The sequence below is a fragment of the Mannheimia haemolytica genome (genome assembly GCF_004342115.1).
In the GTDB taxonomy this organism is placed as follows: domain Bacteria; phylum Pseudomonadota; class Gammaproteobacteria; order Enterobacterales; family Pasteurellaceae; genus Mannheimia; species Mannheimia haemolytica.
Genome location: NZ_SMAC01000001.1, coordinates 111,151 through 126,554, shown reverse-complemented (window position 1 = coordinate 126,554; position 15,404 = coordinate 111,151). Strand labels below are relative to the sequence as shown.

Below are 15,404 nucleotides of genomic sequence, written 5' to 3'. Positions count from 1 at the left end.
AATGCCTAAAAAATCTTTAGAAGAACACCATTCCAGTTTTGGCAAAATTGCTTCCGAAACCTTTCAGTGGATTATGAATATTGCCTTGCTAGTAACAGGAGCATTGCTTTCTTACTCGCTGTTTGCTGAAGCCTATTCACTCTATGAACTCTCTTTTAGCGACAGTGAAAAATTCCAAATTGTGGAAAAAATTGTGATTTTCTTCCTCTATTTTGAGTTTCTTGCGTTGATTGTGAAATATTTCAAATCGAATTATCACTTTCCGTTACGCTATTTCCTCTATATCGGGATTACTGCCATGGTAAGATTGATTATTGTCGATCATTCTAATGCGTTGCATACACTATTATTCGCACTCTCTATTTTGGTGATGATTATAGCATTATATATTGTACACACCGATCGTTTACATAAAAGCTAGGAACTAATATGAAGCTAACCCAATATCAGCACAATGATTTACAGATTCTAAACCGAGAAACCGTCTATAAAGGGCATTTTGAGCTACAAAAAATCACTTTCCGCCACAAACTGTTTTCCGGTGAAATGAGCGGTGAAGTGGTGCGTGAACTCTTAATTAAAGGCGAAGCGGCAGCTTTAATTGCTTACGATCCTATCTTAGACAAGGTAGTGCTAATTGAGCAAGTGCGTATCGGTGCTTACGATGCAGGGCAGAAGAAATCGCCTTGGTTGCTGGAATTGGTTGCCGGTATGGTAGATAAAGGCAACGAAGAGCCGGCAGAAGTTGCAATGCGTGAAGCCAAAGAAGAAGCCGGCTTGGAAGTAACACAAGTGCAACACGCCTTAAGCGTATGGGACAGCCCCGGTGGACAACTGGAACGCCTGCACCTGTTTCTCGGCTTGATTGACAACACCAAAGTGAAATCCGGCGAGGTTCACGGCTTATTGGAAGAAGAAAACGAAGATATTTTAGTGCATGTGGTTAGCCGTGAACAGGCATATCAATGGGTGGAAGACGGCACAATTGATAATGTAATTGCGGTAATTGGGCTACAATGGTTGCAGTTAAATTACCAAAAATTCAATTAAGTTAATATTGATGGGGCGAAAATTTTTCTCCCCGACATTCATACACAGCCTTAAAATAGTTTCTCTAACGTCATAAAGACTTCTTTATTGCTACGGGAGTAGAAATCGGCAATATTGCTGTCGATTTTTTGATAGCGGAAATTTAATTTCGGCACAATCCCATGCCAGTGCCAACTTCGATTCCACACCGCCACATTCGCTTGATATTCCTTATCTTGGCGTTTATAGCCAAACAGATAATGTTTATCAGCAAAATAACGCTTGCCATATCCGACACTTACCGAACTTGCCCAGCTTGGGGTTTGGTAAATTACGCCAATGGTCGCCAGCCACTTATTGGAAGATTGAGCTTTCTCACGGGTAATTTCACGGCTAGCGTTAAGATTTGCAAAAAATCGCCAATTTTTGACCGCTTGCCATTGCGTACCTAGCGTGAGTTGGTTGCGATAACCATTGTAACGGTCGGCAATATGCTGTTCACTATAACGTTTTTGCAGATGGCTGAATGAGCCGGAAATCAGCCCTCGTTCAAAAAGTTTAACAGCATTGATACTGCTACCAAATTGATAGTTATACCGTGAGCTACCCAGCCAATTCTGCTCAATAAAGGGCGAAACCCCGATACGATAAGTTGCCGTTCTGTAGCTATATTTTGGTGTTAGTGAGACCGACTGTTCGCTATAATCGTGGTTATTCCAGTAATAAACGCCGTTATAGCCAAGATCGACTCCCACAAAATGATTACCGCCGATATTTCGCATTTTACTCAAGCCAACGCCATATCTTACGCCTTTTGCCGACTGCGGCAAGCTGTCTGATTCTTTAATAAAAATCCGCCCGTTTACATTTACCGTTGGCGACGAAGAAGCATTATTCACATTGTTGGTTTGAGTATATTGCAAATAAAAATCCGGCTTCCAGCTCTCTTCCTCCTCTATTTGAGCCAACGCACTGTTCACCGCATTGCGTAAATCATCGGTTTTGAGTTGCTTAAATTCTTGCTCTGCTTCCCTGTAGCGATAATCCTCTTTTAAAATCAGAGCCAAATCAAAACGAGGGTAGGTTAAATCAGGCTGTTTTTTCAGCAACTGCTGATAATAAAACGCCGCAGAGCGATAATCTTTTTTAGCATAAGCCAATGCCGCCAAAGCATAGTCTAAAAGTAGCGGATCAAATTGCTCTTGCTTTGCATAATCGCCAAGCAGCCTTTCCAGCTTCGCCCAATCTTGTCTAAGAATCGCTTGGTTAATGTGCTGTTCAATACCTTTAAGGGAATTATCTTCCTCCAAGTAAGCGGTTAATTTTAAATCCTTTTTTGCAATTTCTTGCTCAAATTTAACCGCTTGTCGCTGCCCATCAAACTCTTTGGGATCTTGCTGAAACTCAACCGTTTCCGCCATTACTAAAGGCGAAACAAGTAAAAATAGAAAATGTTTTTTATACATAGTAAAAAAGAATGCCGTTTAAGATTAAACGGCATTGGGTATTAAATGTTATTTTTGTTCTTCTCGGGTTCCTGCAATACCTAACATCTGCTTCATTGAGCCTTCGCCCTCACCATTAAGCTCAATTTTCCCTCCAATTTCTTCTGCATTTGGACCAAAGAATTGGATATTGTAACTACCATTTCCAACAGCCTGATCATTATACTTTTGGTGAGCAGAAGCTATAATACTATCATTTTTTATTTCGCCTTGTGCTAACTCGATAGAACCGCCCTGTACATTTTTAACTAGACCTGATCCGGTACGACTAGAGAAATCAACATTATAGATTAATTCTCCACCTACTACTGAATTGCTGTTATTACCGTGAGAATCAAAGGCTTCTCCTTTATATGTTGCTTTGCCCTCTGTCGGTAAATTCTCAGTTTTAAGCCCTTTCACTTCAACCGTAGGTTCCATTTGACGACCATTTTCCTGTAAAGTTTGTTTCATTTTGGCAGTTACAACGGAATAATGGCTGTTATAGAGATAACCATGGGTTCGAATCTCTTCTCCGTTTTTACCTGTTTCATTTTTTTCTTCTAACTCATTTAATCCATCTTTATATTCTTTATTGCCAATTCCTTTTGCCTCTGCAATTTTTTTTGCTTCTTCAGCCTTTTTATCCTCTTCAGTTTTTTTTAACTCAACTTGTGGTTTCGATTTAGCATTATTAGAACTGCTACCTGAACCACCGCTACCACAAGCAGTTAAACCCACTAAAATCAAAGTGGCTAGGGTTAATTTTTTGATACTCTTCATATTTGCTCCGTTAAATTAAAAATAATTTTTAGTTATAACCAATAACTATCGGTTATATTGTAACCTAAAAGCACCTTTCCATACAAATAATAATGTTTTTATGCTACTGGTACGATCAGCTCTATCAACTTATGCCGCTTAAATGTAGCACCTTTAACTAAAAATAAGCCAACAAACTCAGCCCCAAAATATCCGCAATACTGTGTGCCACCCAAAATGGAAATAGGTTTTTCTGCTTTGAGCGTGAGTAGAGCAAATAAATAATTAAACCGAGCCAAATTCCTAATCCTAACGCACTTTCCATTCCTTGATAGGTATGAAAACTCACCCGAATAATCAGTGAATAAATCACCGCCCATTTTAAATATTCAGGTTTAACCGCCAAGCAAATACCGAGGAAAAAGATTTCTTCATAAAAGCCGTTTAAAATCGCATACAGCACGGTAGAAATATTCACTTCTCTCAATACTGCCCAAAATGGCTCCGGATACACTAGGTTGTAAACACCATATAATGTTTCAAAATAGAGATCCATCGCTAACGAGAGCAAGATAAACAACCCGATACCGCTAAAAAAAGCCAGCCAAGAGGGACGAATCACCCAACGGCTGAAATCAAAATTCCGCCATTTTAGATAGCCCATTGCAATCAGCAACAATGCAAGTTGCGTCAGTAATGCCCAATAATTTTGTTCATTTGAAAAGGTTAAATTTTCTTCAAAATTACCTTGCATTTCGGTGGTGATGAAATATTGCTGGGTTGAGGTATAAATTGCCTCACCAAACAGGATCAGGGTTAGCACGCATAAATCGTACCAATTTAGGTAGGTGGTTTTATTATTTTGCATTAATGTCTCCTTTGTAAATTTTTTTATAAAAATAACCGCTTGTAATAATGTGGATAAATCCAGCCAATAAAAAAGGAAGTTGAAATTTTAACTTCCTTTCTCAATTCGCTCAATACAAATCATTCTCAAATAAATAACTTTATCTTTGTTCCTTCAGCAACACCTGTTCAAACAACCTTAGCAACGCCGGATAAACGCCGGTGTTAGTTTTGACGGTTTTGGCTTTGGCGAACCACGCAGGGAGCCAGCTCATCAGTTGGTTTTGCAGAAATTGCTGTTGCGTTTCCAACGGTTTTTCAACAAGCAAGCGGTCAAAAAGGGTGAGATAAACGCAAAGGTGATCGCTCGGCTCTTTGGTTTCTCGATTAACTTGCAGCCCAAATTCGCCCAGCAGTCTGTCCATTTCCGCCAAATTTTTCGCTAACGCTTCGCCGCTTAAATAGGCGGAGGCGTAAGGAATGGCACTGAGATTGCCTTCCAATAAAAACAGTTGGGCAAAGTCAGCCGCCAGTTCTAGACGAGGAAATTCCAGCTGCCTACAAGCGGTCACTTCTGCTTGAAATTTTGCAACCTGTTCGGCAAAACCCAATTCGCTGAGGTATGCAAAAAAATCGTCAAATTCGCCCGCTTGTAAGGCATTTAACTGCTCGTCCGAAAGTTCTCGGGCGAGCATTGCGTTAAACCAGCCATAGATAAATTGCCGTTCTTCACGACTGATTGCCAACGTCATTAAGCCGTTACCTCAATCGCACCGTTAAAGCCATTCGGAGCCGGGGCATTGCCGATAAATTTCTCGATGTTCACCAAGCAAGTGTTGGCGGAAACCGCTTGTGCCAACTTGGACGTGCCGATGTCGAGGGTCATTGTGTTCGGGTCGCCATAGGTGTCAATCGCCCCCACGCTTTCGTCAAGGGGTGAATACCAAGCCCCTTCTTGTAAACGCACTACGCCGGTCGGGAAGTTGTCGGAAAGCACCGCCCCCACAATCGCTTGCCCACGGTCGTTAAACACTCGCACTAAATCTCCGTCTTGAATGCCGTGTTTGGCGGCATCTTGTGGGTTAATGTAAAGCGGTTCACGCCCTTGCACGCTGTAAGTTTCACGCAGTTCTTTCGATTCACAAAGTTGAGAGTGTAAGCGTTTGTCCGGGTGAACTGATTGCAACCAGTACGGGAATTTGTCGGAATTTTTACCGCCGTGTGAACGTTCGGCTTTCTCAAACCACATTGGGTGACCTTTGCAATCGTCATAGCCGAAAGAGGCGATTTTGTTGCTGTAAATTTCGATAAAGCCGGACGGTGTGCCAAGTGCGTGCAATTCCGGATCTTCACGGAAATCGGCGTGGCGAACCCAAGGTTTGCCCTCTGGGAACAGCACATAGCCTTTTTGCCAAAATTCAGCAAACTCCGGCATTTCAAATTTACCTCTGTTTTCACGGCGACAATCTTTGTAGAGTTTTTCTACCCACTGCATTTCGTCCATTCCACGGCTGTACTCTTTCTCTTTACCGAAACGGCGGCAGAGATCTCGGAAAATCTCAAAGTCGGAGCGAGAGTCGTAGAGTGGATCAACCAGCTTGTGCATTGCAATCACGCCACGGTTGCTGTATGAGCCGTAGGCGTCAATATCGTTGCGTTCAAATGGGGTACAGGCCGGCAGCACGATGTCGGAGAAGCGGCAGGTTGCCGTCCAACTGTAGTTGATCGAAACAATGGTTTCCAGTTTTTGGAACGCCTGTTTCATTTTGTTCCGCTCGGAATGGCGGTGCCATTGGTTACAGCCGGTGAAAATCGCCATTTTGAACGGAGCGTAAGTCACTTTTTTGCCGTTGTAATCAATGGTTTCGCCGGCGTGGAGCAAGCTGTCGGTCATACGAGCCACCGGAATGGTGTCGCTGTAGCCTTTGTAATCTTTGTTGTCGTATTTCGGGGTTTGCCCCTCATCAATATTGAGCGGGAACGCCCCCGGCATTGCCGCACCGGATTCAGGAATACCGATAGAGCTGTAATGGTGAGCATAGCTGATGCCGCCGCCTTCCAAGCCGATTTGCCCTAACATTGAGGCTAGCACCGCTCCCATCCAGTACGGTTGTTCGCCGTGTTGTTGGCGTTGAATTGCCCAGCCGAAAATAAATTGGGTGCGTTTGCCGGCAAGCATTCGGGCAAATTCACGGATTTTGTCGGCGGAAATACCACAAATTTCAGCCGCCCATTCCGGGGTTTTCGCCACTTTGTCTTCGGTTTCGCCTAACAGATACGGCAGGAATTTTTCAAAGCCGACCGTGTACATATCCAAGAATTTTTTGTCGTACAGGTTCTCGGTGTAGAGCGTGTGGGCAAGTGCCAACATAAACGGCACATCGGTTTGTGGATTGATGTACTGCTGTTCGCAACCTAAGAAATTCTGGGTTTTGCTTTTCACCGGATCAACACAGATCACATTCACGCCTTTTGCTGCCACTTTCTCTTTCAGTTTTTCCAAGTAGGCATAGGCTTCGTGGGTTTCGCAGTTCCAACCCACTTGCAGGTTCTTCACCGGGTCGCTTGCCCAGAAAATGATGTTTTCGCTCTCTTTTAAGATGATTTCCCAAGACGTGCCCTGCGAATAGACTTCGGTTGAACCCAGCACATACGGCAGAATGGTCTGCCCTGCACCGGTAGAATAGTCGCCTGCCGTGCCGACACTGTTACCGTGCATCGCAATCGCTCGGATCATATGGTTACCGCAACTGTGGAATTGACCGGTTGAACGCCAGCCCACATTGGCGGTGTGTAACGCCCACGGGCCGTACTCTTTTTGTACCCGTTCTAACTCTTGGTAGAACAGGTCGAGGGCTTCGTCCCACGTTACCCGCACAAAGCGGTTATCGCCACGCTGTGCGGTGTTGCTGTTATGGCGGTTTTTGAGCCAATCTAAACGCACCATCGGGTAGCGGATACGGGAATCGCTGTAAATTAAGCCTTTAATGCCGTTGAGCATTTCGGTCGGGTGTTTATCAAACTCGAACGGTTTGATTTCTGCCACTCGTCCGTTCTCAATTTTGGCACGCATTGCCCCCCAGTGAGAGCCGGAAACTTTCCATTGACTGAGGTCTTCACTCGCAAACACATTGCGAGGCACGAGGAAATTCGGCATTGTGACAGCGGCAGCCATCACAGACATATTTTTTAAAAATTGACGGCGAGATTGTTGCATATCTTGTCCTTCTTTATTTGTAAAAACGTGAGCTAGTACAGAGAATGTTATTCAACGCTCGATTAATTCCCCTCTTTAGTAAAGAGGGGAGTAATATTATTAATGCTTCGCTTCTTCACTATCGGAGGCGTGCATTTGTAAATAACGTAGCACCTCTTTGCCGGTCTGTTTATCCATATTGGTAAAGCCGACCATTCCGTTGAATAAGCCGATCCAGCTGTTGGAATCGAAGTGGGCGACATCAGGCTGTCTGTGGCAAGTGCTACATTGGGTTTTGTATTGGTTTTCTGCATTCGCCCAGATTGGGGTAACATCGTCTAATAATTGAGCTTTGCCAATCCACGCTTGTAGTTTCACTTTTTGCCAATTCAAGCCGGTAATCGGATCTTCTTTGGTTTCCAACACCTCAAATTTCGGCTGATTTGCCATAAACTCTTTGGTTAGAACCGCATCGGTAATGTTTTTCCCGAAATCGTGATACCAAATGCGACCGAAACCTTTCTCTTTACGCCACATTGTCAACTCAACCAAATCCGCATTTTTGCCTGCTTGCACAAATGCCACCGGCACGGCGGTTTCTAATTGCCCGATAGTTTGGCTTAACCCTTCGTCTAGGAATAATTCCGCATTCCCTTTGGTGTAGTAAGATTTGCCTTGGCTTGGGGATTTATTCACAAACTGATCAAACTTCGATTTCAGTGCATTTTCATCGGCTTTCGGTAAGTGGTGAGCAATGCCTTTGTGACAATCCATACAACTTTGATCTTTCTCCGCTGCCGGTTTCATTGCCTTACGAGCGGCTTCCGACATCTTATCAAAATTCATTCGCTCATAGCTGTGGCAAGCCTTACACTCTTTTGAACCATTGGCGGCAAATCTTGCCCACTCACGCTCTGCCATTTCTAAGCGGTGTTTTTCAAATGAGCCTTCTTCTTTATATTTGCCGGATAATTCTGCCCACACCTCACGGCTTGCCTGCACTTTGCGGGCATATTTTTCGGTATAATCGTGCGGTAAGTGGCAGCTTGAACAGGTTGCCGTTACCCCGCTTTTATTCGACCAGTGGGCGGTTTTTTTAAGCTCCTCTAACGGCTGTTGCATTGAGTGGCAACTCACACAGAACTCTTCAGTGCTGGTATGATCCATCGCTTTATTAAATTGATGCCAGCTAATTGCTCCGGCAATAAAACCGATACCAACTAACACTCCCAACCCGATTTTGGTTGCAGGCCGAGTAAATAATGCTTTGATTGAACCTAACATTTTCTACGCTCCCGGTAAACCAATAACAAACAGTTGTAACATCCACACAATAAAGCCGTAAGCTCCTACGGCAAATGCCATCAATAACGGTAAAATCAGCCCCGATAACAAAAGCGTTTTTAATAGTTCTGAACGCATTTCAACTCCTTTTTTATTAACTAATAAGTGTTAATTATTTTATCTTCAGAAACAATTTGCCTTGATATCAATCAAAAATATAGAGAAGTTGTTCTAGAAACAGCCAAACAGTATAAAAATCATCTATTACAATATGAAAATATTAATCAATACTTATCATTGTATTAGCTATCGAAAATAATAAATTTTTTTGATTAATCTCACTTTTTTTCAAAAATGCGGCATAGTCCACATTTTTACTTTTAGCTTACTGATAGAATCTCACCAGTTAAAAATTACTAGAATTTGAATGGATGCAAAACGAATGCACGAATATATTAAGTTACCCGTAACAGGGGTAATTAAGTTATTACAAATAACTGACCCTCACCTTTTCTCCAATCCGGAGGAAACTCTACTTAATGTCAAAACAGTAAAAAGTTTTTCGGCAGTTATTGAGCAAATAAACAAACAAGCGAAGCAATATTTTGATCTAGTTCTTGCCACAGGTGATTTGATTCAAGATCACAATATTGCTGGTTATCACTATTTTGCACAGATAACTAATTCGCTAAACTCGCCGATAGTGTGGCTAGAGGGGAATCACGATGTTCAGCCGAGTATGTCAGAAATTTTGGCGCAATATAAACATATCCTTCCCCATAAACAAATTTTACTCGGTGAGCAATGGCAGCTTCTGATGCTAAATACCCAGGTGGTAGGTATGCCTTATGGCGAACTCTCTTACTCACAGCTTAAATGGTTAGAAGAAAAATTGGCACAATATCCGCAACGGTTTACCTTGGTTGCTCTGCACCACAATATTTTGCCGACAAACTCAGCGTGGCTGGATCAGCATAGCTTAAAAAACAGCAATGAATTATCCGAGATTTTCGCAAAATTTAAGAATGTAAAAGCGATTGTGCATGGTCATATTCATCAGCAGGTTGATGATATTTGGCATGGTATTCCGATTTATGCCACCCCATCTACTTGCATTCAATTTAAGCCGAATTGCGACCAGTTTACCTTAGACTTACAACCACAAGGCTGGCGTGAAATTGAATTGCACGAAAACGGCACGATAGAAACGGTCGTCAAGCGGTTAAATTCCAACGATTTTTTACCAAATGTCAATGCCATTGGTTACTAACTTGGCTACTAAAAAGAAACCCTCAATGGAAATTGAGGGTTTTCTATTGAAACACGTTAAGTTATTTCTTCTCTTCTGCTTTTTTCAGCAAATCATCAGGGATAAAGTTTTTCTGGATCGCTTCCATATGTGGGAGATTGTGTGCAATCCCTTTGTGGCAGTCAATACAGGTTTTACCTTGCTCTTGTGCCAATGCGTGCATTTGCTGCGCAATGTTTTTTTGTTGAGTGAAGTCCATATCATCAAAATTATGACAGTTACGGCACTCTTGAGAGCCGTTCGCTTTCATACGTGCCCATTCACGTTCTGCCATTTCGCCACGATGAGCTTCAAATTTCTCTTTGGTATCTACTTTACCGATAAAGTGTGCATAAACTTCTTTTGCGGCTATGATTTTACGTTGCCATTTTGGAAAGAATTCGTGCGGTACGTGGCAATCTGAACAAATCGCTTTCACACCGCTGCGGTTTGAATAGTGAGCAGAGGCACGGTATTCCGGCACAACATCGTTCATATGGCAATCTGAACAAAACTCTTCAGTATTTGTCATTGCTAACCCTGCATTAAAACCACTCCAAGCGAAAATACCACCTAATGCAGAAATAAGGATTACAGCACCAATTGCCATTTTGCTTGGGCTACGTAACCAGTTACAAAATCTTCTCAACATTACTTACTCCTTATTTAGCTTGAGATTCACGTACAGATTCAAATTTATTTTGAATAATCGGGTTTACATCAGTTTGTTGCACGTGGCATTGCAAACAGAAATAACGACGAGGAGATTCGTTTTCGTACACCTTGCCATCACGGTCGGTAAAATGGCTTGGCGGTAAACGGGTCGCACCTGTGGTTTTAGATGGTTCAATAGCGTGGCAACCTAAACAATGGTTTACGTTTTTGCTCACTTGTAAGCCACGAATACTATGTGGAACAAGTGGTGGTTGGAAAGGGAAAGTGGTTGGAATCGTGCCCACATCTTTTTGTGGGTTATGAAATCCCGGTGCAACACTTTCGGTTGTCTCATCAATAGTGCCGGATAACTTCGGGGCTTCCGCCATTGCAAAGCCGGACATCACAGCTAAAATTAAGGCGAGATATTTTCTCATTTGAGGTTCACTCCATTAAAATTCTTGTTTTCAAAAAGATAAAAATTAAATATTTTTCACATCAATACTGCCTTGAAAACGACTTCCGAAGGCAAACACATTTTCGGCACAAACATCAATACAACGTCCGCAGGTAATGCAATCTTTAGATAAGATAATCGTGCTTTCCTCCGGTTTACCGTGTAGCGGCACACGCAACACTTGGGGTTCCGGGCAAACGTTGTAACAATCCATACAATTATCACAACGGTTACGATCCACGACTTTGACTTTAATCAGGCTTTTCGCCCCAATTAAGGCATAAGTTGCACCAATCGGGCAAAGATGACCACACCAGCCGTGCTCTGCTACCAATAAGTCAAACAAGAACACCACTAAAACCAGCCAGAGCATTGCCCCTAAGCCGAATACAAACACCCGACCGAGAGCCGCAACAGGGTTGATCCACTCCCACAATAGCGTGCCGGAAATTGCACTACCGACTAAAATGACTGCCAAAATCACATAGCGTAAATTGCGTGGAATTTTAGCAGTTTGGCGAATACCGAGTTTGCGTCTTAACCAAGCAGCAGTATCTGTTACCATATTCATCGGGCAAACCCAACTACAAAACAGCTTGCTGCCGACAATGCCGTAAAACGCCACCATAATTAACGCCCCAACCAATACCGTCCATTCAGGGCGATAGCCGGTTGCCAGCACTTCAGCGGTCATTAATGGGTCTGTCATCGGCACGGTATCTAGTAATAAGCTACCGCTGTAGTTTCCTTTTAAAATCCATACATTCCAAAGTGGGCCGCTTAAAAACATCAAAATAATGCTGAGTTGGCTTAAGCGTCTTAAAATCAAAAAGCGGTAAGCGTGCCACCAACCTAGTTTCTGACGAGCCTCTAAGCCCGCATTTTTTGGAGAATTGGCTGCCATTATTTCACCCCCTTGAGATTCAAGTCTAAATCAGGGAAATGCTCCGGAGCTTCCACCGTCGTAGAGTTCGGCACATAGTTTTGTGTCGCCCGACTTGGCGTAGCCACTTTCACATCAGGTTTTACTTCCATATGCTGATACACCGGCTCGTGTAAGCCTTCCGGCATTCTGGCATCATAAGCTGGGCGTAAACCCTCTGGGTGAACATCTTCAATCAGCGATTTACCGGCATTTTGTTTCTCTTGCCAGCCTAAACGATAGTGACGACCGAGCAAGCCTTTGGCTAAATCCATCGGTAACACTTTGATCGCTGCCTCTTCCAATACGCAAGCCTGTTCACATTTACCGCAACCGGTGCAAGCATCAGAATGCACGGTCGGAATCAGTTTGGCGTGAATCGAGGTACGGTCGTTATGCACTTTCTCAAGAGTAATCGCTTTGTCGATTAACGGACAAACACGGTAACACACGTCACAACGCAAGCCTTGCCAGTTAAGACAAGTTTCGTGGTCGAGCAACACCGCAAGCCCCATTCGTGCATCGTCAATGTCTTTTAGCTCTTCGCTTAATGCCCCGGTTGGGCAAGCATTCATACAGGGAATATCCACGCACATTTCGCAAGGTTTATCCCGTGCAATAAAGTATGGCGTGCCGGCTTCCACTGGTGAAATAAGCGATGCCAAATGCAACATATCGTAAGGACAAGCCTGCACACATTGTCCGCAACGGGTGCAAGCACTCAGGAAATCTTGCTCTGGCAATGCACCCGGTGGACGCAGCGCCACCCCTTGGCGGGCAAAACTTTGTTGTTGCTGTAGCCCTAAAATGATTCCCACACCGCAAACACCAGCTGCGGTACGGGTTGCATTTTTTAAAAACTGGCGACGATTTGGATCCATTTTCATTGTGGGTTCCTCTTAGGTAAGCGGTCGTTTTTGTAAAAAAATTTGCAAATTTGACCGCTTGTCTGGGGCAAATAATTTGCCCCTACAATTAAGCTTTCACCACTTTAACCGCACATTTTTTGAAGTCGGTTTCAAATGAAATTGGATCAGTCGCATCAAGTGTCACTTTGTTGATTAACTGACCGGCATCGAAGAAAGTCGAGTAAATCAAACCTTCCGGACATTTATTGCGTCCACGGGTATCTAAGTTAGAAACATATTCACCACGGCGTGAAATCACTTTCACTTTATCACCATGACGTAAGCCACGTTTTTTCGCATCATTTGGGTGCATCCAAACTAAGTTGGTTGGGAATGCTTTGTGTAACTCCGGTACTCGACGGGTCATAGTACCGGTGTGCCAATGCTCTAACACTCGACCGGTACAGAACCATAAGTCATATTCTTCGTCCGGTGCTTCCGCAGGTGGCTCGTATGGCACACCTAAAATCACTGCTTTTTTGTCCGCATTGCCATAGAATGCCACTTCTTCACCCGCTTTAACGTATGGGTCATAGCCTTCACGGTAACGCCATAAAGTTTCTTTGTATTCGCCGGTTTTCTCGTCTTTTACTACCGGCCAACGTAAACCACGTACTTTGTGGTAGGTGTCAAAGTCGGCTAAATCGTGACCGTGACCACGTCCAAATTCCGCATACTCTTCAAATAAGCCTTTTTGAATGTAGTAACCGAAGTGTTCGGCTTCATCATTCATATAGCCCGGAATGTTGGTTGGCACTTGGTAGCTATCTACTTTGCCGTTGCGATAAAGGATTTCATATAGTGTTTTACCACGCAATTCAGGTGCTTTGGCTAATAACTCTTCCGGCCATACTTCTTCTACTTTAAAGTATTTAGAGAACTCCACTAACTGCCAAGTATCCGAGCGGGCATTTGCCGGTCCTTTCACTTGCTGACGCCAGAATTGGGTACGGCGTTCTGCGTTACCGTAAGCCCCTTCTTTTTCCACCCACATGCAGGTTGGAAGAATTAAGTCGGCTGCCACTGCTGAAACAGATGGGTACGGATCTGAAACCACAATAAAGGTTTCAGGGTTACGCCAGCCCGGGAAAATCTCTTCATTGATATTCGGGCCACCCTGCATATTGTTGGTACACATCTGCCATAAGAATTTCATTTTACCGTCTTTTAAGGCACGGCTTTGTGCTGTAGCGTGGAAGCCCGGTACATCAGGAATTGCTCCAGCCGGTAATTTCCACGATTTCTCTACAATCTCACGGTGTTTCGGATTCGTAACCACCATATCTGCCGGTAAACGGTGAATAAATGTACCCACTTCACGGGCAGTACCACAAGCTGACGGCTGGCCGGTGAGTGAGAATGGTCCGCAACCTTCTAACGCAATCTTACCGGTTAATAAATGGACGTTGTACATCATATGGTTTACCCACACACCACGGGTATGTTGGTTAAAGCCCATCGTCCAGAACGACACTAATTTTTGGTTAGGATCTGCATATAATTTTGCTAATGTTTCAAGCTGATCTTTCGGCACACCGGAAATACGGTGTACTTCTTCTAATGTATAAGGGGCAACGATTTTCTTAAACTCTTCAAAATCGCTGTCATACATTTTACCGGCGGTTTTCGCATTGGTATTTTGTTGTAATTTGTGTTCAGGGCGTAAACCGTAACCGATATTGGTTTCACCACGTTTAAATTTGGTGTGTTTGTTAACAAAATCCCAGTTTACTTTATCGTTTTGGATAATGTAGTTAGCAATGTAGTTTAAGATTGCTAAATCTGAGTGTGGTTTGAAGATAATCGGTGTATCGGCTAATTCAAACGAACGGTGTTCGTAAGTAGACATTACCACCACTTTCACTTTATTGTCTGATAAACGGCGATCAGAAATACGAGACCATAAAATCGGGTGCATTTCTGCCATATTTGAACCCCAAAGCACGAACGCATCGGTTTTTTCGATGTCGTTATAGCAGCCCATCGGCTCGTCCATACCAAAGGTACGCATAAAGGCAACCGCAGCGGACGCCATACAGTGGCGGGCATTCGGGTCAATCGTATTTGAACGGAAACCACCTTTCCAAAGTTTCACTTTCGCATAACCTTCAAAAATGGTTGTTTGACCTGATGAGAACATACCTACAGCATTCGGGCCGTCATTTTTAATAGTGGTTTTAATCTTCTCCGCCATAATGCTAAAGGCTTGATCCCAAGAAACCGGCGTGAAATCGCCGTTCTTGTCGAACTTACCGTCTTTCATACGCAACATTGGCTCTTGCATACGGTCTGCACCGTACATCATTTTGGATAAGAAATAACCTTTAATACAGTTTAAACCACGGTTTACTTCTGCATCCGGGTCACCTTGGGTTGCCACTACTTTACCGTCTTTAGTACCGACTAGCACGCTACAACCTGTACCACAGTAACGACAAGGGGCTTTATCCCAACGAATACCGGTGTCATCTGCCTGAACGTTTTTCACAGGAATCATAATTCCTGCGGCTGCAGCAGCTGCCACAGCGGCGTTCGCTTTCATAAAATCTCTACGATTGAGTTCCATAACTATGT

Annotated in this window: 15 protein-coding genes; 3 read left to right on the top strand and 12 right to left on the bottom strand. The window is 43.5% G+C overall.

The annotated features are described in order from the left end of the window. Position 1 precedes the first annotated feature (1 nt). Positions 2-421: a phosphate-starvation-inducible protein PsiE gene (gene psiE / locus EDC41_RS00650; protein WP_006250141.1), complete on the top strand. Its 420-nt coding sequence runs from the start codon at positions 2-4 to the stop codon at positions 419-421. 8 nt (positions 422-429) lie between these two features. Further along, positions 430-1,050 carry an ADP-ribose diphosphatase gene (nudF, locus tag EDC41_RS00645; protein WP_020831068.1) on the top strand — a complete coding sequence of 207 codons (621 nt, stop codon included), beginning with the start codon at positions 430-432 and terminating at the stop codon, positions 1,048-1,050. Between the two features lie 50 nt (positions 1,051-1,100). On the opposite strand, the gene EDC41_RS00640 is transcribed toward nudF, so the two are convergent. The 7 genes from EDC41_RS00640 to EDC41_RS00610 form a co-directional block, all read right to left on the bottom strand. Further along, positions 1,101-2,495 (bottom strand): surface lipoprotein assembly modifier, encoded by a 1,395-nt coding sequence (locus EDC41_RS00640; RefSeq protein ID WP_006251429.1) that lies wholly within the window; start codon positions 2,493-2,495, stop codon positions 1,101-1,103. 48 nt (positions 2,496-2,543) lie between these two features. Next, positions 2,544-3,296 (bottom strand): factor H binding protein domain-containing protein, encoded by a 753-nt coding sequence (locus tag EDC41_RS00635; protein ID WP_006251430.1) that lies wholly within the window; start codon positions 3,294-3,296, stop codon positions 2,544-2,546. 157 nt (positions 3,297-3,453) lie between these two features. Then, a complete protein-coding gene (locus EDC41_RS00630; RefSeq protein WP_006248690.1) occupies positions 3,454-4,143 on the bottom strand; it encodes a CPBP family intramembrane glutamic endopeptidase in 690 nt (229 codons plus the stop codon). A 139-nt stretch (positions 4,144-4,282) separates the two neighbouring features. Continuing rightward, positions 4,283-4,873 carry a molecular chaperone TorD gene (torD, locus tag EDC41_RS00625; protein ID WP_115262455.1) on the bottom strand — a complete coding sequence of 197 codons (591 nt, stop codon included), beginning with the start codon at positions 4,871-4,873 and terminating at the stop codon, positions 4,283-4,285. Then, a complete protein-coding gene (gene torA / locus EDC41_RS00620) occupies positions 4,873-7,338 on the bottom strand; it encodes a trimethylamine-N-oxide reductase TorA (protein WP_006248692.1) in 2,466 nt (821 codons plus the stop codon). The genes torD and torA overlap by 1 nt, the downstream gene beginning before the upstream one ends. Positions 7,339-7,437: 99 nt before the next feature. Next, positions 7,438-8,601, bottom strand: a complete 1,164-nt coding sequence (torC, locus tag EDC41_RS00615) for a pentaheme c-type cytochrome TorC (protein ID WP_006251431.1) — start codon at positions 8,599-8,601, stop codon at positions 7,438-7,440. A 3-nt stretch (positions 8,602-8,604) separates the two neighbouring features. Continuing rightward, entirely contained in the window at positions 8,605-8,739 is a 135-nt protein-coding gene (locus tag EDC41_RS00610) for a hypothetical protein (RefSeq protein WP_006248694.1), read from the bottom strand. Between the two features lie 304 nt (positions 8,740-9,043). Between EDC41_RS00610 and cpdA the strand changes: the two genes are divergently transcribed. Beyond that, positions 9,044-9,871 (top strand): 3',5'-cyclic-AMP phosphodiesterase, encoded by an 828-nt coding sequence (cpdA, locus tag EDC41_RS00605; protein WP_032848930.1) that lies wholly within the window; start codon positions 9,044-9,046, stop codon positions 9,869-9,871. 61 nt (positions 9,872-9,932) lie between these two features. Here cpdA and EDC41_RS00600 read toward each other — a convergent pair whose 3' ends face one another. The 5 genes from EDC41_RS00600 to napA form a co-directional block, all read right to left on the bottom strand. After that, positions 9,933-10,541: a NapC/NirT family cytochrome c gene (locus EDC41_RS00600; protein ID WP_020831067.1), complete on the bottom strand. Its 609-nt coding sequence runs from the start codon at positions 10,539-10,541 to the stop codon at positions 9,933-9,935. A gap of 10 nt (positions 10,542-10,551) precedes the next feature. Further along, positions 10,552-10,980 carry a nitrate reductase cytochrome c-type subunit gene (locus EDC41_RS00595; RefSeq protein ID WP_006251434.1) on the bottom strand — a complete coding sequence of 143 codons (429 nt, stop codon included), beginning with the start codon at positions 10,978-10,980 and terminating at the stop codon, positions 10,552-10,554. A 45-nt stretch (positions 10,981-11,025) separates the two neighbouring features. Continuing rightward, positions 11,026-11,904: a quinol dehydrogenase ferredoxin subunit NapH gene (gene napH, locus EDC41_RS00590; protein ID WP_006251435.1), complete on the bottom strand. Its 879-nt coding sequence runs from the start codon at positions 11,902-11,904 to the stop codon at positions 11,026-11,028. After that, positions 11,904-12,809: a ferredoxin-type protein NapG gene (gene napG / locus EDC41_RS00585; RefSeq protein ID WP_006251436.1), complete on the bottom strand. Its 906-nt coding sequence runs from the start codon at positions 12,807-12,809 to the stop codon at positions 11,904-11,906. Before napG ends, napH begins: the two co-directional genes overlap by 1 nt. An 88-nt stretch (positions 12,810-12,897) precedes the next feature. Next, entirely contained in the window at positions 12,898-15,396 is a 2,499-nt protein-coding gene (napA, locus tag EDC41_RS00580) for a nitrate reductase catalytic subunit NapA (RefSeq protein WP_006251437.1), read from the bottom strand. Positions 15,397-15,404: the final 8 nt, after the last annotated feature.